This window comes from Bacillus thuringiensis (assembly GCF_022095615.2).
GTDB lineage: Bacteria > Bacillota > Bacilli > Bacillales > Bacillaceae_G > Bacillus_A > Bacillus_A cereus_AG.
In genome coordinates this window covers 2,726,058-2,746,243 of the sequence record NZ_CP155559.1, presented here as the reverse complement: position 1 = coordinate 2,746,243, position 20,186 = coordinate 2,726,058, and the positions used below count along the sequence as shown (strand labels likewise).

The following is a 20,186-nucleotide window of genomic DNA, read 5'->3' as shown; positions in this document are numbered from 1 at the left end:
CCCTTTTAAAAGGGGATTTTTCTTATTTAATAAATTTGTCCATCACATCTTTATATTTTGCAAACTCTTCATCTTTCATATCACCATTCATTTGTAAAAGAAAAGTGCCTTTTGCGTGTGTATGAGAGAATAACATAGGAGCAGAATTTCCTAATTCATCGTAATATTTCTTAACTTTTTCTAGATCTTCTTTCTTTGTAATTTGGAATAAACGACCGCCCTTATCTTCACCAAGAGCTGGTACGACAATACGTTTTCCTTCTTTTCGAAGATTGCCGAATTCGTTTTGCGGTGGATCGGTTGGATTTTCTGCTTGGAGGCCAGCGTTTTTAAACTCAGTAATAATGGAATCGAAAGTAACTTTCGATTCTTTTTTCTCTTGTTTTGATTCAGTAGGTGTTTTTGCATTGTTATTACTACATGCAGTTAAGGAAATATGAGATAAACATAATGCCCCAATGATAAATATTTTCTTCAAAATAAAGCCTCTTTAAATTGTATAATTTGCTTCTATATAATATTGTTTCGTTAAAAACATACATTTTATTCAAGGTAGAAAAGGGATGAATAGCAATCAACCGTTGCTATTCATCCATCTTCTACTATATAATAGCTATAGTCTACAATAATTGAGTCGTAATATGCGATTTTTTAAGACAATCGGTGAGAAAACGCTGAAATAAGCGGTATTAGTAGGAGGACACAAATGATTACAGTAAGTAACGTTAGTTTGCGTTTCGCGGATCGCAAATTATTTGAAGATGTTAACATAAAATTCACGCCAGGTAATTGCTACGGTTTAATCGGAGCGAACGGTGCTGGTAAATCAACATTTCTAAAGATTTTATCTGGAGAAATCGAACAATCAACAGGTGACATACATATTACGCCAGGTGAGCGTCTAGCAGTATTAAAACAGAACCACTTCGAATATGAAGAGTTCCCAGTATTAGAAACAGTAATTATGGGTCACACACAACTTTATAAAGTAATGCAAGAGAAAAACGCCATTTACATGAAAGAAGACTTTAGTGATGAAGATGGTATGCGTGCTGCTGAACTTGAAGGTGAGTTCGCTGAGCTTAACGGTTGGGAAGCAGAATCAGAAGCTGCAATCCTTCTTAAAGGTTTAGGTATTGGTGAAGATGTTCATGATAAGAAATTGTCAGAATTAACTGGGGCAGAGAAAGTAAAAGTATTACTTGCTCAAGCTTTATTCGGTAAACCTGACATTCTATTACTAGATGAGCCTACCAACCACTTGGACTTAAAAGCGATTCAATGGTTAGAAAACTTCTTAATGAACTTTGAAAATACAGTAATCGTTGTATCCCATGACCGTCACTTCTTAAATAAAGTTTGTACGCACATGGCTGATCTTGATTTCGGTAAAATTCAACTTTATGTTGGTAACTATGACTTCTGGTATGAGTCAAGCCAATTAGCTTTAAAATTAACGCAAGATGCTAATAAGAAAAAAGAAGAGAAAGTAAAAGAGTTACAAAACTTCATTGCGCGCTTTAGCTCAAACGCATCTAAAGCGAAACAAGCAACTTCTCGTAAAAAATTATTAGATAAAATTACATTAGATGATATTAGACCATCATCACGTCGTTATCCATTCGTTGGCTTTACACCTGAGCGTGAAATCGGAAATGACTTATTAACTGTTGAAGGTCTTTCTAAAACAATTGATGGTGAAAAAGTGTTAGATAATGTGTACTTCACTTTAAATAAAGGTGATAAAGTTGCATTTATCGGTCGTAACGATATTGCGATGACAACATTATTTAAAATTCTTATGGGTGAAATGGAGCCAGATAGCGGTTCATTCAAATGGGGTGTTACAACTTCTCAATCTTACTTCCCAAGAGATAACTCTAAATACTTTGAGAACAGTGACTCCAACTTAGTTGATTGGTTACGCCAATTCTCTCCACAAGATGAGTCAGAAAGCTTCTTACGTGGTTTCTTAGGGCGTATGTTATTCTCAGGTGAAGAAGTTAAGAAGAACGTTTCTGTATTATCTGGAGGCGAAAAAGTTCGTTGTATGCTATCTAAAATGATGTTAAGTGGTGCGAACGTAATCACACTTGACGATCCAACGAACCATTTAGACCTTGAGTCTATCACAGCATTAAACAACGGTTTAATCGCATTCAAAGGTACGATGTTATTCACATCTCATGACCATCAGTTCGTACAAACAATTGCAAACCGCATTATCGAAGTAACGCCAAACGGTGTAGTCGATAAAGAGGCTACTTACGATGAGTTCTTAGAAAATGAAGAACTTCAAAAGCAAGTAGATGCAATGTACAAAGGTCAATAATAAATGATGAAAAACCTCGCTCTCGTTATGAGAGCGAGGTTTTTTTTATAATCATTGTGTTTATGAATTATGAATAATTATTCAAAAATAGCTTTAGAGGAGGGAAGACATTTTCATGTTGCATATAAAGGAATGGCTGAAGTATGAAGACAATTGAAATACATGAAGGGATTTAATATACACCGAAAAAAACAAATGCTATCTATTGTGAATTTCATTATATTACATTAATGTTCCAGAACTGGAGACATATTTATTTGCGAAGCAGTGAATAAAGGTATATAGTATGTGATGTCATAATTAGTGGATGAATCTTGGGAGAAAACAGGAAATGTTACAAATTTATTTCGTTAAATAGAAACCAAGGTCAAAATGTCTAGAAAGAAATAGTTGAATAAATACTAGCTTCAAATTATAATTACTAGTATTCTTCATATAGTTAAATAGATAAAATCTATTTGAAGATAAAAAATTGAATAGAGAGACAGACTTATAAAAAAATAAGCCTTGGATGATCAAAAGAGGTGGAGAAATGAAACAATTCTTATTAAAAAGTAAAAGTGTGCTAAGCAATCATTTTGGATTCTTTCTGTTTGCCGTTATTTTATTTTGGCTCAAAACATATGCAGCTTATGTAACGGAATTTAATTTAGGAATTTCAAACACAATCCAAAAATTCTTGCTGTTTTTCAACCCGCTTAGTTCAGCAGTTCTATTTTTAGGGCTTGCATTATTCGCAAAGGGGAAACGTGCTTACATTTGGTTAATTGTTATTAATTTGTTAATGTCTATACTTTTATACGCAAACGTAGTATATTATCGTTTTTTCAGCGACTTTATTACGTTCCCGACATTAACACAAACGAATAACTTTGGAGATTTAGGCGGTAGTATTTTTGCATTACTACACGGATATGATCCATTATACTTCTTAGACACAATCATTTTAATTGTTTTAGTTGCAACAAAATTTGTAAATCCTAAACCGATGCGTGTTGCGAAACATAAATTATCACTAGTATTTGTAGCAGGTATTTTATTATTCAGCATTAACTTAGGTCTTGCAGAATCTGATCGTCCTGAATTATTAACAAGAACATTTGACCGTAATTATATTGTGAAATATTTAGGGGCATACAACTATACGATTTATGATGGTATTCAAAGTGCGAAAGCATCAACAGAACGGGCGTTAGCTGACGGAGATAATATGACAGAGGTTAGAAATTATCTAGCATCAACATATGCAAGTCCAAACCCTGAGTACTTTGGTAAAGGAAAAGGAATGAACGTAATTTATATTCATTTAGAGTCATTCCAAAACTTTTTAATTGATTATAAATTAAATGGGCAAGAAGTTACACCGTTCTTAAACTCATTTACAAAAGATGCGAATACGTTATACTTTGATAACTTCTTCCATCAAACAGGACAAGGTAAAACATCTGATGCAGAGTTCATGCTAGAAAACTCAATGTTTGGATTACCACAAGGATCTGTTTTTACAAATAAAGCTCATAACACGTATCAATCAGCACCAGCTATTTTAGGTCAACAAGGATACACATCAGCAGTGTTCCACGGTAACTATAAAACATTCTGGAACCGTGATGATATTTATAAATCATTTGGTTTTAATAAATTCTTTGATGCGTCATACTACGATATGAACGAAAAAGATGTAGTAAACTATGGATTAAAAGATAAGCCGTTCTTTAATGAATCTATTCCGTTATTACAAACATTGAAACAACCGTTCTATACGAAGTTCATTACGTTATCGAACCATTTCCCTTATCCGATTGATAAAGAGGAAGCGACGATTGAACCAGCTAAAACAGGTGATTCATCAGTAGATACGTATTTCCAAACAGCACGTTATTTAGATGAATCTGTAAAAGGATTCATGGATTATTTGAAACAATCTGGTTTATACGATAACTCAATTATCGTTATGTACGGTGACCATTACGGTATTTCCGATAATCATGGTGCAGCAATGTCTCAAGTAATGGGTAAAGAAATGAACTCATTTGAAAATGCACAACTGCAACGTGTACCATTAATCATTCGTGTCCCAGGAATGAAGGGCGGCGTACAACATCAATACGGCGGAGAAATTGATGTTCTTCCGACACTATTACACTTACTAGGTACAGATACGAAAAATTATGTCCAGTTCGGATCAGATTTATTATCACCAGAGCATAAACAAGTTGTTCCATTCCGTAACGGTAACTACGTAAGTCCAACAGTTACTGCACTGAACGGAAAATACTATGATACAGCGACTGGTAACCCTGTTGAATTAACAGACGAAATAAAACAAAATGAACAAATGGTTCAAAAATCACTGAAATACTCTGACCAAGTCGTAAACGGTGACTTATTACGATTCTATACACCGGAAGGATTTACGCCGGTAGATCGTTCGAAGTACAACTATAACCATCGTGATAAAAATAAAACGAAGGTAAAGACGACTGAAGACGGGGAAACGAAATAAATATTAAAGAGCGCTACTCATAGGAGTAGCGCTTTTGTTTGTACATATAACGTTGTCATTATATAGAAACATCTTTCGTTTTTTGTTTCATCTTACCAAAGAATACTACACCGGCAATGATAATAATGATAAAGGCCCATTTTATAAAAGGGTTACTTTCGAAAAATCCAGCGAACCATTTTTCATCTACAATCATTTTCGCGGCAGTATAAGCTAAGACAGCTGCTCCGATTGTAATGATGACAGGGAATCGGTCCACCCATTTTAAAATTAATGTACTACCCCATACTACTACTGGAATGGACACTAATAGTCCAATGATGACTAAAGAAAAATTGCCATGCGCAGCTCCCGCAACAGCGAGTACATTATCAATTCCCATTAATGCATCAGCAATGATAATGGTTTTAATAGCAGACCAAAATCCTTCTTCGGCCTTAATATCATGATCTTTGCCTTCAGCAATTAATTTGTAAGCAATCCATATAAGGAGTACACCACCAATTAGAAGTAGCCCTGGTATTTTTAATAACCAAACGACAACTAAGGTAGCGAGGGCTCTAATCGCGATTGCCCCGATAGTTCCCCATATAATCACTTTCTTTTGTTGATCTTTCGGTAATCGCCTTGCTGCTAATCCAATTACAATGGCATTATCACCGGCTAATACTAAATCGATTACAATGATGGCCAGTAAGGCTGACAAATATTCGGTTGAAAGAAAATCCATACACATATCACTCCTTAAGAGTAATATGTGCTAAGCTGTTACGCTATATTAAATTTTCAAAAGTTAAATCGAGGATAATAATTATAATCGTAAGCAATGAATACTTAAAAAGGTGGATCCGGTACAAATTCAAACCCATCTTTTAAGTATTTAATTTTTAATGTCATTTTTGCTTTAAGAGTTACTCTCATATTTTTGAATTGCTACTTTTTTAGGCATGAAACATGCAATAATTAAAGCAATAAAAGATAAGACTAACATAAATACGTAGGCATCACTTGAGCTGAAGATAGAAGTTAATTTCGCTACTAGCATAGCTGATATGTTTCCATGTTCATTAGATAACTGTAAAGAATGTGAAGTTGATTGGATTGTATATACGGTGATGATAACCGCTGTTCCAATCGCACCTGCTAATTGGCGAATGGTATTGTTTACTGCTGAACCATGTGAACCCAGTTCTCTTGGTAAAGCATTCAGCCCCGCAGTATTTAAAGGCATCGAAATGAAGCTTAATCCAATTCGAAGAATAATGGTTCGAACCATTAAATACATATAAGTTGTGGATTCGGTCAAATCAATTACACCCCACATCGAAATAATGATACATATTAAACCTGTAATGAAGAGTGGTTTCGCCCCGTATTTATCAAACATTCTTCCTGTGATAGGTGATAAGAAGGCATTAATGACAGCTCCAGGTAATAAAAGTAAACCTGATTCAAATGCAGTAAAACCTCGTCCGTTTTGTAAATAAATTGGCAATAGAATTAAATCCGCATAAATAATCATTGTAATAAGTATGTTAATGACAGATGTAAGAGTGAAGATTTTATACTTAAATACGGATAAATTTAGTAATGGATCATTAGACTTTATTTGACGTAAACAGAATAAGGTTGTAACAATTACACCGGTAATAATTGTTGTCATAACAACTGGATGATCCCAGCCTTTGCTTCCAGCACTACTAAATCCGAATATAATACAACCAAAACCAATCGTAGATAAAATGACACTTACGATATCTAATTTTGCTTTTGTTGTATTGGCAACATTCATTAAATATTTAAACGCGAGAATTATAACGATGAATACAAATGGAGCTAGTCCAATAAATAGCCATCTCCATGATACATATTCAATAATAAAGCCAGATAATGTTGGAGCAATAGCTGGCGCAAAAATTATAGCGAATCCGATAGTCCCCATAATACTCCCACGTTTCTCAATAGGGTACAAATATAAAATAACAGTCATCATTAGTGGCATAATAATTCCTGCTCCAACTGCCTGTATCATTCTTCCTGTTAACAGAACGCCAAAATTCGTGGCACATGCACAAATAATCGTTCCAATAAACAAAGAGAGCATCGAGCTAATAAAGAGTTGCCTTGTTGTAAAGCATTTCATTAAAAATGCAGTAATTGGTACTAGAACCCCATTTATGAGCATAAATCCTGTCGATAGCCATTGCACGGTTGCAGCTGTAACATCAAATACCTCCATTAAATTACTCATCGCTACATTTAATAGTGTCTGATTTAACGTTGATAAAAAACAACCTGCAATGAGTACAATTAAAATAATTTTTTTATTTCTTTCTGATATTTCCTTTTGCATTGGTAAACTCCTTCATTGTTTTCTTGATTTATCGACAATGTGTCGATAAAATTAATGGTAACAAAATACGTTTTCTCTGACCATGAACAGTTTTGATGAAAATGTTCACTACTCGACAGATTAGATATGTACTGTCGAGTAAGTAAAGAGAAAATCTATAAAGGAGTTTCAAAATGTCTACACTTAAAAAAGATGATCCGCGTACAGTTCGTTCAAGAGAAATGTTTAAAAATGCTGTTTTTTCTCTTTTATGTGAGAATCCTACTATTTCAAGCTTAACGGTTCAGAAAATCGCAACAAAAGCAGGATTAAATCGAACAACATTTTACTTACATTATCAAGATATTCAAGATTTACTAGACCAAATCACTAACGAGATTTTAAATGAGCTTTCTAATAAAATTGTTGATTTAATACATGCAAAGGATTTATCAGAAAAACAAAAGCTAACACAATTTCTAGATTATTTATATATCCACCGGAATTTTTTATTTATATTATTTAAAATGAATCAATTTGAGGAACAACTGTTTTTATTTTTAAAGCAATTAATAGAAACAAGAAGAGGGAATACAAACAAGAAGTTACCTGATGATTATGTTGCAGTTGATATTAAGACAGCCTCTTTGGTAGGTATCATTATGTGGTGGATAAGGAATGGACTGCACTTTAGTTCGGATTATATAGCAAATCAAATATATTTCATGTATAAAGGGTAATGATTTTAAGGATCGGAATTAATACAATTTTATAAAACGAAAGATTCCAAGAAAGAAGGGGGATATTTATGAATTTTAAAAATGAAAAAGTAGCATTACATTTAGAGGTTGTAAATTACCAATTTAAAGATGCAAAAGACGAGTGTGATAGAAATTGGCTAATGGTAAAAGCGAAACTATCAGAAGAAAATAAAGTTTTTGAAACGATGGATCCTTTTTTACAAACATACGACTTACAGTACATGATAAAATGGTTTGAATCTTTACCAAATCCTACATATAACGAACTAGATTTCATAGAACCAAATTTAGCGTTTGAATTTATGGGGGAAAAATCAGGGGAGTTTAACATTGTTATTCGCTTATCGCTGGAACTTAACCCCGCATGGCGTAAGGAAGAAGAGTACGAATTTTCTATCGGTATAACTCAAGATGATAGGGAGAATATTATTCGTTCTATTGAAGAGCAACAAAGGAAATTCCCAAAACGATAAAAAAAGACTTGATAACCTACTAGAGGAAATCAAGTCTTTTCATTACATACGATTATCGTGCCAGAAGTTTAATGGGAAGTGTTCGTTCTCACTATAGGCTTCTAATTCATATCCTTTTTCCTTCAGTCCTTTAATAATTCCAGGTACTGCTTTTACGGATTGTGGATGAATGTCGTGCATAAGAATAACTTCTGTTGGGTTTGTAGCACCATGTAGAACGTTTTCTACAATTTTAGCTGATGCAGCATCAACTTGCATTTTGTTGTATTTCCAGTCTAATGAATCGATAGTCCAATCCCAAACTTTTAGTCCGTTCTCAACAACTTTGTTGCGAAGAGCTTCGTTTAATCCTGGCATTGAGCCGTAAGCAGGGCGTGTTAATACTGGTGATTTTCCTAGAACACCGGCGATTAAGCCTTGGTCTTCTTTCATTTCATCAACGTAATGACCTTCTGTGTAAAGCTTCTTGTAGTTATGAGTCATACTGTGCATCCCAACATAGTGGCCTTCAGCATTTTCACGTTTTACAAGTTCCGGGAATGCTTTTACGTTTGAACCAATTAGGAAAAATGTTGCTTTTGCATTTTCACTTTTTAACATATCTAAAAGCTCAGCTGTGTATTTTCCAGGACCATCATCAAATGTTAAGTAAGCTACTTTTCTAACTTGCCCATTATATTGTTTTGGAGCTTCTTTCGGTGCAAGAGATGATTGAATTTCACTTACAAGTTGAACAGATTTTGTTTCATCCTCTGTACTTGCTAGAGCAGTATGTACTGATCCAAAAGCGGCTTCGTAAGTAAATAATACCCCCGCGCAAACTAACATAGCCCTTTTTACTAAAGTTGTCATTCGAATTCCATTGTGCATAATTTTCCTTCTCTCTATAAAAGTTCTACTCTACTATATTAGCAATTATAGGGCGGTAATTGCAAAAAAACTTTTTTACAAGCGCAAAAAAGTTTGTCCAAAAATATGCAAGATTTTATTATTTTACAGGTTTACTAAAATGAAATAAGAATTGAATGAAAATGCATGTAATTGGTTCATATATATAGTAAATCCAATGAGTGAGTTAGTAGGGTATTGTATACAGAATATGCTAGCGAAGAGGGTGTCTGTTACATTAAAACGCATCTATAAAATTTCACATACCGTATTTTAAAAATACATATAGGAAAACCAAAAAGTAATGTAGAATATATCGTACATGCACATATGAAATCAACATAAAAGATAAAGAGGTGGGCATATGTTACTTGAGGAAGTAATGCAGCAACTAGAGGAGTATGGAACAGAACAAAATCGTAAAACGTATAAGAACCACGGAGCGAAAGAGCCACTATTCGGAGTTAGTTTTGCCAATTTAAAATTGTTAAAAAAGAAGATAAAAAAAGATCATGATTTAGCAATTTTATTATGGGAAACAAAAAATATGGATGCAATGACTTTAGCGACGATGATTTTAGATCCGAAGAAAGTTACGACAGAACAGCTAAATAAATGGGTAAAGGAAGTTGATTATTATTGTTTAATGGACGTTTTGATGACCGCTATTTGTACATCGCCAATCGCGATAGAAAGAATGGAAGAATGGACAAAGTCTGATGATGAATGGATCGGAAGAGCAGGTTGGTCATTATTAGCGAATATCACGATTAAAAATAAAACGTTACATGATGACTTCTTTTTACCGTATCTAGAAGAGATTAAAACTTATATACATAATGAAAAAAATCGTAAAAGAGAAGCGATGAATAGAGCTTTAATTGCAATAGGAGTCCGGAATGAAAGGTTGGAACGACAGGCGATTGAAACTGCACGCGTGATAGGAAAAGTAGAAGTTGATCACGGTGTAACGTCATGTAAAACACCTGATGCAGAAGCCTATATAAAAAAAACAAAAGAAAGAGCTGAAAAAAAGAAAGTGAAATAAGAATGGGAGAATGGCTATGAAACCAATGGAAGCGGCACAAAGCATAATTACATCACAATTTCCGAATTGTGATGTAGCTTTACTGGGAGGAAGCGTTGTACGAGGGGAAGCGACAAAAACATCTGATCTGGACATTGTAATAATTGATTGTAGTTTGTCATCTTGTTATAGAGAATCTTTCTATAGTAATGGATGGCCAGCCGAAGTATTTGTACATAATTTTGAAACGTATAAAACCTTTTTTAAAATGGATTGTGATCGCGGAAGACCTTCGTTACCACAATTAGTTTCAGAGGGAATTGTATTAAAAGGGGAAAATGAAAGTGTTGAGAAATTAAAAAGAGAAGCAAATGATTTACTAAATAAAGGACCAGCTAAATGGACTGAAGAAATGATGCAGCAGAAGCGGTATTTTATTACGGATACTTTGGATGATTTTATTGGTGCATCAAAAAGAGAAGAAGAATTGTTTATCGCGAATTTATTAGCAGATTTATTACATGAATATGTATTAAGAGTAAATGGGAAATGGCTTGGAAATTCAAAATGGTTTATAAGGGTACTTAGAAGATATGATGATCAATATGCAGATCAATTTGTAGCGGCGTTTGATCATTTTTATACAACAGGAGAGAAAAGTAAATTAATTACTTTTGTAGAAAAAACGCTAGAACAGTATGGAGGAAGAATGTTCGAAGGATTTTCTATAGGAAAATAAAAAGGGGATAGCACAATGAATGTACCATTCGTTCAATTAAGGGAATTGACACTAGACGATGTAGAAGATCGATTTCAATGGTCATTAGATACCAAAGTAACAAAACATCTAGTTGTAACAGATCAATATCCGCCGTTTACTCGTGAAGAAACGAAAAAATGGATTGAAGCATGTATAAATCGGAAAAATGGCTATGAACAAAGAGCTATCACTGCAGAGCACGGCATACATATTGGATGGGTAGATCTTAAAAACTTTGATAAAACAAATAAAAATGCGGAACTGGGAATCGCAATTGGTGATAAAGAATACTGGGGTAAAGGGTATGGAATAGCGGCTCTATATAGTATGTTACATCTAGCATTCTACGAATTTGAATTAGAAAAAGTTTGGATACGTGTAGATGAAGATAATTTTCAAGCTAGAAAGAGTTATGAAAAGGCTGGTTTTGTTTGTGAAGGGCTAATGGGAAATGATCGATTACGTCAAGGGAAGTTCATTCATCGTTATCGTTATAGTATGTTAAGGGAAGAATACGAATTTTTGAATAGTGTCTTATAAAAATATTATGTTAACTTAAAGGGGATGGAGTAATATGATTCGATTACTTACGAAAGAAGACGCGAATAAATATTGGGACTTACGTTTACAAGCATTACAAGTAAATCCAGAGGCATTTGTAACAACTTATGAAGAGGCGATTCGTCAGGAAAATCCTATTAGGCGAGTGGAAAGTAATTTAACAGCTACTACTAGTTGTACATTTGGTGCTTTTAATGAAGAGCATCAATTAATTGGAGTTGTTACTTTACTAACAGAAGAGAAAGATGCGTATAAACATAAAGGTCATATCGTTGCGATGTATGTAGATGCAAGTAATCGAAGAAGTGGTCTTGCACGTGAGTTAATACGTAAGGCAATTGAAAGAGCAAGAGAACTGAACTTGGAACAATTGACATTAGGTGTTGTGTCCACAAACGATCCAGCAAAAAAATTGTATGAATCAATGGGTTTTAAAACGTATGGAATTGAAAAAAGAGCTATAAAAATGAACGGTGTGTATAGTGATGATGAACATATGGTGTTTTTCTTTTAAGAGAGGTAGTTTAGCATGAAAGATTTCCATTTAGAAAAAAATATGAATCCGCAAGTAGCGATTTTGTATGCGACGGTTACGGATACATTTAAACGATTGCAAAAGTTAGTGGAAGGTATTGATGAGAAAGAACTGTCTTTTGAAGGGTCAGAAAATAATGAAAATAGCATCGGACAACTACTTCAACATTTAGCAGTAGTCGATTTACATTGGGTGTACCGCTTAAAAGGAGAAGCAGTTCCACTGACATTTGAAAATATATATGGACCTATGTTAAATGAAGTAGGAGAACTGCCAAGTTTAAGAAAACATACGCTGCAACAATTAATGCAAGATTATGAAGCTGTGCAATGTATGTTATATGAGGAATGTATGAAACTAACAGAACACGATTTAACGCGGGAAGTTTTTTATGAAAAGGGAGAAAATGCGACTATAAGGTGGGGGATATGGCATATAGCTGATCATAATCGGTACCATCAAGCTCATATTAGTCAGTTAAGAAGACTATTTAAAGCTAGAATAGATGCGAGATAAAGATTTCGAATTTTAATTATATTTAATTTGTTGTATAGTATAAGAAGAAACTAAACAAGGGGTTTTATAATGAAAGCTATTGCAATAGGGATATTGGCATCATTTTTCTTTGCCTTTACCTTCGTTTTAAACCGGGCGATGGACTTAGAAGGTGGAAGCTGGATTTGGAGTGCTTCATTACGGTACTACTTTATGGTTCCAATGCTTTTACTTATTGTCATGTATAGAGGAAACTTAAAGCAACTCTTTCAATATATGAGAAACAATCCGAAAGAATGGTTAGTGTGGAGTATCGTTGGATTTGGCCTCTTTTATGCTCCGCTTAGTTTTGCTGGAGCTTTTGGACCTGGTTGGCTTGTTGCATCAACATGGCAAATTACAATCGTCGCAGGAATTTTGTTAACACCATTTTTTGCAGTGGATCCATTACATAAAAAACTTCCAATGAAAGAATTAGTTATGTCGGGCATTATTTTATGCGGTGTTGTACTCATGCAAATAGAACATGCTTCTTCATTAGGAATTCGTGAAACCGTTTTATGTGTCGTTCCTGTACTTATTGCAGCGTTTGCGTATCCTCTTGGAAATCGAAAAATGATGCAAGTTTGTAAAGGGGAGTTAGATGTATTCCAGCGAGTTCTCGGTATGACATTAGCAAGCCTGCCATTCTGGTTTTTACTATCTGGTTATGAAGCATCAACAGGCGGGCTACCGTCAAGTAGTCAAGTTTTTCAATGTTTTATAGTAGCGGTTAGTTCAGGTTTAATTGCGACTGTATTATTCTTCTTTGCGACAGATCTTGTAAAAGATGATCCACAAAAACTAGCAACAGTCGAAGCAACTCAGTCTGGTGAAGTATTATTTGCGCTAGCAGGAGAGCTCATCTTGTTATCTGCGCCAATTCCGTCATCTTTATCTTGGATTGGTATGAGCCTAGTTATTATTGGGATGATACTACATAGTTATGTGGCTGTAGTTGTGAAAAAAGAAGAAAAAATAACGGCGTAATGAGATTAGCTCTTTATAGAAAGAGCTAGTCTTTTTTCATGGAAAGGGATGTAGAAATGAATTTGCAACGCGTGAAACAAATTGAGAAAGATCCAATTTTAAATGTGTTACAGTATGCAGTCGGGCCAAGTGAAGCTAGCTTAAAGAAAGCAGTTTTATATTATCAAAGTAATAAAGGGACTTTGTACAAATATGAAGAAGAGGCTTGTATAGGTATTGAAATAATCGGAGCAAATAAAGCGAGAATTTGCCATATAGCAGTCCTTCCACAATATCGTTATAAAGGAATTGCGTTGCAAATGATAAAGAAAGTAGTAAGACTACATCAATTGACTTATGTAGAAGCAGAGACAGACAAAGAGGCAGTAGAATTTTATAAGAAAATTGGTTTTCAGGTTAAAAGTTTAGGAGAAAGCTATCCGGGAGTCGAAAGGTTTCAATGCTATCTGGAAGAATAGCATTAAAAATATGTAAATATACATATTGAGTATAGTTTGAAAAAAGTAAGAATTACATTATATAATAAAGGTATCTGGAAAAATATAGATAAAAGAAATTAGGTGTATAACACATGAGAATGGATAAAAGTAAATTTATAAAAATTGCTACTTCAATAGGAGTGTCATCTTTTTTATTAACGGGCTGTGGAGATTATGAAGAAGAAACGGCCCAGAAAGAAAGTACTGCTGTTAAAACAGATGGTGGAAAACAAGAGAATGAACAAGAAACATTAAATTGTGACGATAAAACTCCTACTAATGAAAATGTAGAAAATGATGAGTTATGTAAAGAAAATAATCCATCATTTTCATCGTATAATGAAAATTCACATTTACCAATACTTCCATTCGTAGCAGGATATTTATTAGCAAGCAGAACCCCAAATATGAATTATACAGCAAAATCAAATGTAATGAAGAAACCGTATACAAATAACATTATTCCATATCGTGAAAAAGACCAAAGTAGAACTGGTGGCAGCGGTGGTGGAGGATATTACGGCGGCACTAACAGTAATAATAATAACTCTTCCAATAAAGTGGATTTAAATAAACAACAGCCAAATTCCTCAAATAAAGTGACGCCAGATACAAATACGCCGAAATCATCTACGACACAAACGCCGAAAGTGAATCCTGGTTCCAGTGGAATTGGAAACGCAAAAGCACCAGCGGGATCATAAAATGAAAGGATAATGGAGTTATGTATACAGAACAAGAGCAGAAAGAGTATATGAAAGTATGGTTTTCACTTGCGGAAGAGGCTGGTAGGAATGGATTTACATGGCCGAGCCTTTTAGAGAAGGAAGAATGGAATCAATATATGGCAACGGGTATGTATCGTATGCCAGTAAACACATATACTGCTATTTCAAAAGCGACAGAGGAAATTATGTATGTATTATATAGAACGTATCAATATATTGTAAATACGACAGAAGATTTTCAAAAACTAGGATTTCCAGCTGAAACGTGGGAAATTGTGAGAATGAAACATATTGGTTTATTTTCATATTTTACAAGGTTTGATTTTATCGTAAATGGTGAAGATATAAAGTTAATAGAAGTAAATTGTGATACACCAACAGGTTATTTAGAGCCGTCTGTCGCAAACGAAGTTTTGTGCCGTTATCATGATGTGAACCATCCGAATCATATAGAAGAGCATATTGTGCAGGCATGGGAACAAATTAAACATGACTATAATATAAGTCCTGAAGAGACGATATATTTTACTAGTTATGATTGGCACGATGAAGATCATCAAACAGTTCGATTTTTAAAAAGCTATTGCTTAGATCAATCAACGAACTATATAGGTATACAAGATATCGTCGTGGCAGATGATGGTATATATACGCCAAATGGTGAACGAATCCATTATTTATATAGACTATATCCAATTGAATATTTAGTTTTAGATGCCGATAAAAATGGAAAAAGAATTGGACTCCAATTTTTAGATCATATAGCGCAAGGAAGAGTGAAAATCATAAATCCACCGGCTGCTTTTCTTATGCAAAATAAAAGTGTACTCGCATTAATTTGGCAACTTTATGAAGAGGAAGTTTTCTTTGAGGAAGAAGAGCGAGGAATCATTCAGAAATACTTCCTACCAACATATTTTACAAATAAAACATTTATAGAAAAAAATGAATCATATGTTTCTAAACCTTTATACGGCCGTGAAGGTGGAGGGGTATCTATATACGAAAATGATGAATTATTAGCTGAAGATAAAACAGAGTACTACTTTGAACAACGGAAAATATATCAGCAATATATAGAAATGCCTGACTATACAATTGACACGTGGGATGGTCCGTATACTGGTAAACTATTAATTGGCTCTCATTGTATAAGCGGAAGAGCCGCAGGGCTATTTTTACGTGTAGGTGAGAAAATAACGGGAAACTTATCGATGTTTACGGGGGTTACGATTGAAGGATAAGAAGTATATGAAAAAAGGGCATTACAAGAACAAATATATTATTTCAAAAATTGATCAAATAATTAGTTACATATAAATGAATTTATAATTGGTGAACGCATCTTATATCTAGCATTAAAAAGATGCTATGTGGAAATTTAAATAGGAGGTATATTAAGTCTTATGCTTCTCAAATTATTTTACGTGAGTACTAGATAATTGTAATAGGTGAAATAGTATGTTTTTATCGTATAAAAATAAAGCAGTTGCTTGAACGTATTTTATTTTGTGAAAATGCTTGTTTCGATAAGATATTTATAAAGTAGTTTTGATTAAGGAAGTTCATTACGTTTGGTGTTATTTTCTATTTTTGGAATTCTACGCGAATAGCTTTATGGTAGAGCACTTTGAAATTAAAAGTGCTCTTTTTATTTTGAAAAAATATTATTAAAAATCGTTGATATATACGAATTAAAGTGGGACAAATTATATGAATATTAGTATAATTTGATAGTGGTATATTCGATGGGAGATACGATGATATTTAATTTATTTTTGAAATGGGGAGAAGCATATGAAGAGTGATTATATTTCCAAAACTACTTCACTTAGTACTCAAGTATTAAATCAAGGGGAGGTACTTGCTGCATTAGAACGTTCACTAGCTATGATTGAGTTTGATCCCTATGGAAAAGTAATCTGGGCAAATCATAATTTTGCATATGCAATGGGTTATGAAGTGGATGAACTATTAAACAGTCATCATCGCCAGTTTTGTACTGCACAGTTTGCTCAAAGTCCAGAATATGATATCTTTTGGAGAAATTTTCGGAATGGAGTCTCATTTCAAAGGAAAATACAGAGAATTACGAAACAAGGGAACACTATATGGCTAGAAGCGACGTATACCCCCGTTATAGATAAGAATGGAGAGATTCAAGCGGTTATTAAAGTCGCTACAGATATTACTGCACGTGAAGATGGCACGGCAAAGGTAACACATGAATTGCAAGAGATGGCGGAAAATCTAAAGGAACGTGCGCAAGAAGGGATTAAGCGTAGTCATATGGTTTCCGCGGCCATTAAACAAATAGTTGAACAAACGAATGACAATATGAAATTATTACAAGAGCTTAACGAACAAACTAATATTATACGCGACATGGTGAAAACGATTAATGAAATTGCCACACAAACTAATTTATTAGCCTTAAATGCTGGAATTCAGGCCGCTCATGCGGGTACTTATGGTAGTGGTTTTAATGTTGTTGCAAATGAAGTTCGTAATTTAGCAAATAAAGTTAAAAACGTAACTAAAGATGTACACTTTAATGTAGAGAATATAACCAAGCAGGTACAAAAGATTAGTGCAGGGACTCTACAATCAGAAAAGAGTGTTACTGAAAGTTACTCATGTATAGAACAAGCAGTTCATGAATTCAATGGTATTGGTGAAGCGGCCCAGAGACTTGATACACAGGCAAAAACTATAGTAGAGCAACTACAAGGACAAAAATAACCACGCATATTCCTGAATATTAAGATTCCAATCTGTAAATCTATAAATTTTTATATGAGTAAAAACTATATATAAGAAACACATTTCGAATTTACATATCTCATATTATTGTTAAAACGAGGTATTTGTTCTCTTGTCGAAAAAGAATCACTATTATAATATGTGATTCTTTTTTAATATTATATTTGTGGGTGATTTTAAAAATTGAAAAATATTTTGTTGATTGATAAAATCTATATATTTTTAGGATATGCTAAAGCCTCGTGCTATATATTTTAAAAATCAATTTGTTTTTATAGTTCGATATTTTATAAATATGAAAAAATGATTAAGTTAAAAATTGAGAAAAATATGATAATATATATTTATGTTTAAGTTTAAATATATAGGGTTAGTGGGGGAACCGTTATGAAAATGAATGAAATAGTAGCAAGTACACAATCTCCGAATACCATTGAAACGATTATAAGAGATCTAAAAGCATTAGGAGTCCAAAAAGGAATGACAATAATCGTTCATTCTTCATTAAGTTCTATTGGCTGGATATCTGGCGGAGCAGTTGCTGTAGTAGAGGCGTTAATGAAAGTGATTACGGAAGAGGGTACAATTATTATGCCAACGCAATCTTCGGATTTATCTGATCCGAAACATTGGTCAAGACCACCTGTACCAGAAGAATGGTGGCAAATCATTCGGGATAACGTCCCGGCATTTGAGCCACATATAACACCAACAAGGGCAATGGGAAAAGTAGTTGAATGTTTTCGTACATATCCGAATGTAGTACGCAGCAACCATCCATTAGGAAGTTTTGCTGCATGGGGAAAGCAGGCAGAAGAAATAACGATGAATCAGTCACTATCAATGAGTTTAGGAGAGGAATCTCCATTAAGAAAAATATACGATTTAGACGGATACGTATTATTAATTGGTGTTGGATATGATTCCAATACGTCTGTACATTTATCTGAAGTACGTACTGGTGTATGTGAGTTAATAAACGTGGGGGCACCTATTATAGAAAATGGGGAAAGAGTATGGAAAGAGTTTTTTGATATGGATTACGATTCTGATAAGTTTGTAGAAATCGGTGTCGAGTTTGAACAAAAGGGAACTGTAACAAATGGAAAAATAGGAAATGCAACGTGCCGACTTATGAAACAACGAGATATCGTTGACTTTGGAACAGAATGGTTTCGTAAGAAAAATCAGTAAGGGATGGTTACAATGAAGGGGAAAAAGGTATTAATTACGAGTGGTGGTTGTTTAGAAAAATGGGACCAAGTGCGTGGTCATACGAATATGGCAAAAGGAACTATTGGAAGAATAATTGCCGAAGAGCTTATAAGTAAAGGGGCACATGTTATATATTTACACGGTTATTTTGCCGAGAAACCAAAAGATATAAATAATCAATTAGAATTACACCCATTTGAAGGAATTGTTGATTTACAAGATAAAATGAAAAGTATTATTACATATGAAAAAATCGATGCGGTTATTATGGCAGCGGCTGGATCAGATTGGATTGTAGACAAAATTTGTGATCAAGATGGAAATACTCTTGATATGAATGGGAAAATTTCAAGTGATATAGCGCCAATTATTCATTTTCAAAAGGCTCCAAAAGTATTAAAACAAATAAAAGAGTGGGATTCAGAAACGGTACTCGTTGGCTTTAAACTTGAAAGCGATATAAATGAAGAAGAACTGTTTAAAAGAGCGAAAAATAGAATGGCAGAAGCAAAAGCAAACGTAATGATTGCAAATTCACCACATTCTTTATATTCGCGCGGAGCGGTACACTACGTAATTGGACAAGACGGTAAAGAGAAGTTATGTAATGGGAAAGATGAAACAGCGAAAGAAATTGTCAAAAGGTTAGAAGTACTATGTAATCACATTACTGCTTTATAATTTTAAGTATTTGGATAAGAGTGAATCCGCATAGTATATATAGGTAAGCGAAACTTTAATTTATGGGAATTTTACTTTTACACGAATATTAAACGTTAACCATTCAAGATGGGTACATAGAATAATTGGTCAGGAGTGGATTCTATGGAACATTTATTAAAGCAAGCTATAAAACTTAGAAATGAAAAGAAATATGCACAGTCTAGAGAGATACTTATCGGATTAACAAATTTTACGAGGGATGCAGAAGTACTTTATCAATGTGCTTGGATACATGATGTAATGGGGCTTGAAACGGAAGCTATGCCTTATTATGAACAAGCAATTGCGAACGGACTTGAAGGGGAGTCACTTTGCGGTGCTTATATTGGTTTAGGCAGTACATATCGTTGTATAGGTGAGTATGATAAAGCAATTACAGTTTTAGAAACAGGTTTGCAGCAGTTTCCGGATAATGATGCGATAAAAGTATTTTTGTCATTAGCAAAATATAACGTAAACGATCATGAATCCGCAATGAAATTATTACTTGAAACAGTTTTGAAAGTAGAGGAAGTAAAAGAATTTGAACGTGCCATTTCATTTTATAAAGACCATTTAGACGAGGTTTTTAAATAGAGG

General features: G+C 33.9%; 21 protein-coding genes. 17 read left to right on the top strand and 4 right to left on the bottom strand.

What is annotated here, in order from left to right:
- Positions 1–22 precede the first annotated feature (22 nt).
- The gene (locus KZZ19_RS14305) at positions 23–469 is read right to left on the bottom strand and encodes a stress protein (RefSeq protein WP_432442728.1); all 447 of its coding nucleotides are present in this window, start codon (positions 467–469) and stop codon (positions 23–25) included.
- A 237-nt stretch (positions 470–706) separates the two neighbouring features.
- On the opposite strand from KZZ19_RS14305, the gene KZZ19_RS14300 reads away from it, so the two are divergent.
- Positions 707–2,332, top strand: coding sequence for an ABC-F family ATP-binding cassette domain-containing protein (locus KZZ19_RS14300; RefSeq protein WP_088096749.1), 1,626 nt, complete (start codon positions 707–709; stop codon positions 2,330–2,332).
- 532 nt (positions 2,333–2,864) lie between these two features.
- Positions 2,865–4,838 (top strand): LTA synthase family protein, encoded by a 1,974-nt coding sequence (locus KZZ19_RS14295; protein WP_016087429.1) that lies wholly within the window; start codon positions 2,865–2,867, stop codon positions 4,836–4,838.
- A 58-nt stretch (positions 4,839–4,896) separates the two neighbouring features.
- Here KZZ19_RS14295 and KZZ19_RS14290 read toward each other — a convergent pair whose 3' ends face one another.
- The gene (locus KZZ19_RS14290) at positions 4,897–5,568 is read right to left on the bottom strand and encodes a TerC family protein (protein WP_088096747.1); all 672 of its coding nucleotides are present in this window, start codon (positions 5,566–5,568) and stop codon (positions 4,897–4,899) included.
- A gap of 174 nt (positions 5,569–5,742) precedes the next feature.
- Positions 5,743–7,191 carry a DHA2 family efflux MFS transporter permease subunit gene (locus KZZ19_RS14285; protein ID WP_237980168.1) on the bottom strand — a complete coding sequence of 483 codons (1,449 nt, stop codon included), beginning with the start codon at positions 7,189–7,191 and terminating at the stop codon, positions 5,743–5,745.
- A 173-nt stretch (positions 7,192–7,364) separates the two neighbouring features.
- Here KZZ19_RS14285 and KZZ19_RS14280 point away from each other — a divergent pair, with 173 nt between their 5' ends.
- Both KZZ19_RS14280 and KZZ19_RS14275 read left to right on the top strand, forming a co-directional pair.
- Positions 7,365–7,910, top strand: a complete 546-nt coding sequence (locus KZZ19_RS14280) for a TetR/AcrR family transcriptional regulator (RefSeq protein WP_237980169.1) — start codon at positions 7,365–7,367, stop codon at positions 7,908–7,910.
- A gap of 68 nt (positions 7,911–7,978) precedes the next feature.
- Complete coding sequence (locus tag KZZ19_RS14275; protein WP_237980170.1) at positions 7,979–8,404, top strand: WapI family immunity protein; 426 nt, start codon at positions 7,979–7,981, stop codon at positions 8,402–8,404.
- A 42-nt stretch (positions 8,405–8,446) separates the two neighbouring features.
- Here KZZ19_RS14275 and KZZ19_RS14270 read toward each other — a convergent pair whose 3' ends face one another.
- Complete coding sequence (locus KZZ19_RS14270; protein ID WP_088096745.1) at positions 8,447–9,274, bottom strand: peptidoglycan-N-acetylglucosamine deacetylase; 828 nt, start codon at positions 9,272–9,274, stop codon at positions 8,447–8,449.
- 382 nt (positions 9,275–9,656) lie between these two features.
- Here KZZ19_RS14270 and KZZ19_RS14265 point away from each other — a divergent pair, with 382 nt between their 5' ends.
- The 13 genes from KZZ19_RS14265 (at position 9,657) to KZZ19_RS14205 (ending at position 20,183) form a co-directional block, all read left to right on the top strand.
- The gene (locus KZZ19_RS14265) at positions 9,657–10,340 is read left to right on the top strand and encodes a DNA alkylation repair protein (protein WP_237980172.1); all 684 of its coding nucleotides are present in this window, start codon (positions 9,657–9,659) and stop codon (positions 10,338–10,340) included.
- Positions 10,341–10,356: 16 nt separating this feature from the next.
- Positions 10,357–11,058, top strand: coding sequence for a nucleotidyltransferase domain-containing protein (locus KZZ19_RS14260; RefSeq protein WP_237980173.1), 702 nt, complete (start codon positions 10,357–10,359; stop codon positions 11,056–11,058).
- A gap of 15 nt (positions 11,059–11,073) precedes the next feature.
- Positions 11,074–11,619 (top strand): GNAT family N-acetyltransferase, encoded by a 546-nt coding sequence (locus tag KZZ19_RS14255; RefSeq protein WP_237980174.1) that lies wholly within the window; start codon positions 11,074–11,076, stop codon positions 11,617–11,619.
- 34 nt (positions 11,620–11,653) lie between these two features.
- Positions 11,654–12,154: a GNAT family N-acetyltransferase gene (locus KZZ19_RS14250; protein ID WP_237980175.1), complete on the top strand. Its 501-nt coding sequence runs from the start codon at positions 11,654–11,656 to the stop codon at positions 12,152–12,154.
- 15 nt (positions 12,155–12,169) lie between these two features.
- Positions 12,170–12,691, top strand: coding sequence for a DinB family protein (locus tag KZZ19_RS14245; RefSeq protein WP_237980176.1), 522 nt, complete (start codon positions 12,170–12,172; stop codon positions 12,689–12,691).
- Positions 12,692–12,760: 69 nt separating this feature from the next.
- Positions 12,761–13,699 carry a DMT family transporter gene (locus KZZ19_RS14240; protein WP_237980177.1) on the top strand — a complete coding sequence of 313 codons (939 nt, stop codon included), beginning with the start codon at positions 12,761–12,763 and terminating at the stop codon, positions 13,697–13,699.
- A gap of 56 nt (positions 13,700–13,755) precedes the next feature.
- The gene (locus KZZ19_RS14235) at positions 13,756–14,157 is read left to right on the top strand and encodes a GNAT family N-acetyltransferase (RefSeq protein WP_237980178.1); all 402 of its coding nucleotides are present in this window, start codon (positions 13,756–13,758) and stop codon (positions 14,155–14,157) included.
- A 113-nt stretch (positions 14,158–14,270) separates the two neighbouring features.
- Positions 14,271–14,882 (top strand): hypothetical protein, encoded by a 612-nt coding sequence (locus KZZ19_RS14230; RefSeq protein ID WP_237980179.1) that lies wholly within the window; start codon positions 14,271–14,273, stop codon positions 14,880–14,882.
- 20 nt (positions 14,883–14,902) lie between these two features.
- Positions 14,903–16,150 (top strand): glutathionylspermidine synthase family protein, encoded by a 1,248-nt coding sequence (locus tag KZZ19_RS14225; protein WP_237980180.1) that lies wholly within the window; start codon positions 14,903–14,905, stop codon positions 16,148–16,150.
- Positions 16,151–16,703: 553 nt separating this feature from the next.
- A complete protein-coding gene (locus KZZ19_RS14220) occupies positions 16,704–17,648 on the top strand; it encodes a methyl-accepting chemotaxis protein (RefSeq protein ID WP_237980181.1) in 945 nt (314 codons plus the stop codon).
- Between the two features lie 414 nt (positions 17,649–18,062).
- A complete protein-coding gene (locus KZZ19_RS14215) occupies positions 18,063–18,863 on the top strand; it encodes an aminoglycoside N(3)-acetyltransferase (RefSeq protein WP_237980492.1) in 801 nt (266 codons plus the stop codon).
- A 12-nt stretch (positions 18,864–18,875) separates the two neighbouring features.
- Positions 18,876–19,565, top strand: coding sequence for a phosphopantothenoylcysteine decarboxylase (locus KZZ19_RS14210; protein ID WP_237980183.1), 690 nt, complete (start codon positions 18,876–18,878; stop codon positions 19,563–19,565).
- A gap of 144 nt (positions 19,566–19,709) precedes the next feature.
- Entirely contained in the window at positions 19,710–20,183 is a 474-nt protein-coding gene (locus KZZ19_RS14205) for a tetratricopeptide repeat protein (protein WP_140392476.1), read from the top strand.
- Positions 20,184–20,186: the final 3 nt, after the last annotated feature.

What these genes read in the sequence shown, in the direction of transcription:
- KZZ19_RS14300 (WP_088096749.1), top strand. Translation starts at nt 707, where the DNA reads ATGATTACAGTAAGTAACGTTAGTTTGCGTTTCGCGGATCGCAAATTA.
- KZZ19_RS14295 (WP_016087429.1), top strand. Translation starts at nt 2,865, where the DNA reads ATGAAACAATTCTTATTAAAAAGTAAAAGTGTGCTAAGCAATCATTTT.
- KZZ19_RS14290 (WP_088096747.1), bottom strand. Translation starts at nt 5,568, where the DNA reads ATGGATTTTCTTTCAACCGAATATTTGTCAGCCTTACTGGCCATCATT.
- KZZ19_RS14285 (WP_237980168.1), bottom strand. Translation starts at nt 7,191, where the DNA reads ATGCAAAAGGAAATATCAGAAAGAAATAAAAAAATTATTTTAATTGTA.
- KZZ19_RS14280 (WP_237980169.1), top strand. Translation starts at nt 7,365, where the DNA reads ATGTCTACACTTAAAAAAGATGATCCGCGTACAGTTCGTTCAAGAGAA.
- KZZ19_RS14275 (WP_237980170.1), top strand. Translation starts at nt 7,979, where the DNA reads ATGAATTTTAAAAATGAAAAAGTAGCATTACATTTAGAGGTTGTAAAT.
- KZZ19_RS14270 (WP_088096745.1), bottom strand. Translation starts at nt 9,274, where the DNA reads ATGCACAATGGAATTCGAATGACAACTTTAGTAAAAAGGGCTATGTTA.
- KZZ19_RS14265 (WP_237980172.1), top strand. Translation starts at nt 9,657, where the DNA reads ATGTTACTTGAGGAAGTAATGCAGCAACTAGAGGAGTATGGAACAGAA.
- KZZ19_RS14260 (WP_237980173.1), top strand. Translation starts at nt 10,357, where the DNA reads ATGAAACCAATGGAAGCGGCACAAAGCATAATTACATCACAATTTCCG.
- KZZ19_RS14255 (WP_237980174.1), top strand. Translation starts at nt 11,074, where the DNA reads ATGAATGTACCATTCGTTCAATTAAGGGAATTGACACTAGACGATGTA.
- KZZ19_RS14250 (WP_237980175.1), top strand. Translation starts at nt 11,654, where the DNA reads ATGATTCGATTACTTACGAAAGAAGACGCGAATAAATATTGGGACTTA.
- KZZ19_RS14245 (WP_237980176.1), top strand. Translation starts at nt 12,170, where the DNA reads ATGAAAGATTTCCATTTAGAAAAAAATATGAATCCGCAAGTAGCGATT.
- KZZ19_RS14240 (WP_237980177.1), top strand. Translation starts at nt 12,761, where the DNA reads ATGAAAGCTATTGCAATAGGGATATTGGCATCATTTTTCTTTGCCTTT.
- KZZ19_RS14235 (WP_237980178.1), top strand. Translation starts at nt 13,756, where the DNA reads ATGAATTTGCAACGCGTGAAACAAATTGAGAAAGATCCAATTTTAAAT.
- KZZ19_RS14230 (WP_237980179.1), top strand. Translation starts at nt 14,271, where the DNA reads ATGAGAATGGATAAAAGTAAATTTATAAAAATTGCTACTTCAATAGGA.
- KZZ19_RS14225 (WP_237980180.1), top strand. Translation starts at nt 14,903, where the DNA reads ATGTATACAGAACAAGAGCAGAAAGAGTATATGAAAGTATGGTTTTCA.
- KZZ19_RS14220 (WP_237980181.1), top strand. Translation starts at nt 16,704, where the DNA reads ATGAAGAGTGATTATATTTCCAAAACTACTTCACTTAGTACTCAAGTA.
- KZZ19_RS14215 (WP_237980492.1), top strand. Translation starts at nt 18,063, where the DNA reads ATGAATGAAATAGTAGCAAGTACACAATCTCCGAATACCATTGAAACG.
- KZZ19_RS14210 (WP_237980183.1), top strand. Translation starts at nt 18,876, where the DNA reads ATGAAGGGGAAAAAGGTATTAATTACGAGTGGTGGTTGTTTAGAAAAA.
- KZZ19_RS14205 (WP_140392476.1), top strand. Translation starts at nt 19,710, where the DNA reads ATGGAACATTTATTAAAGCAAGCTATAAAACTTAGAAATGAAAAGAAA.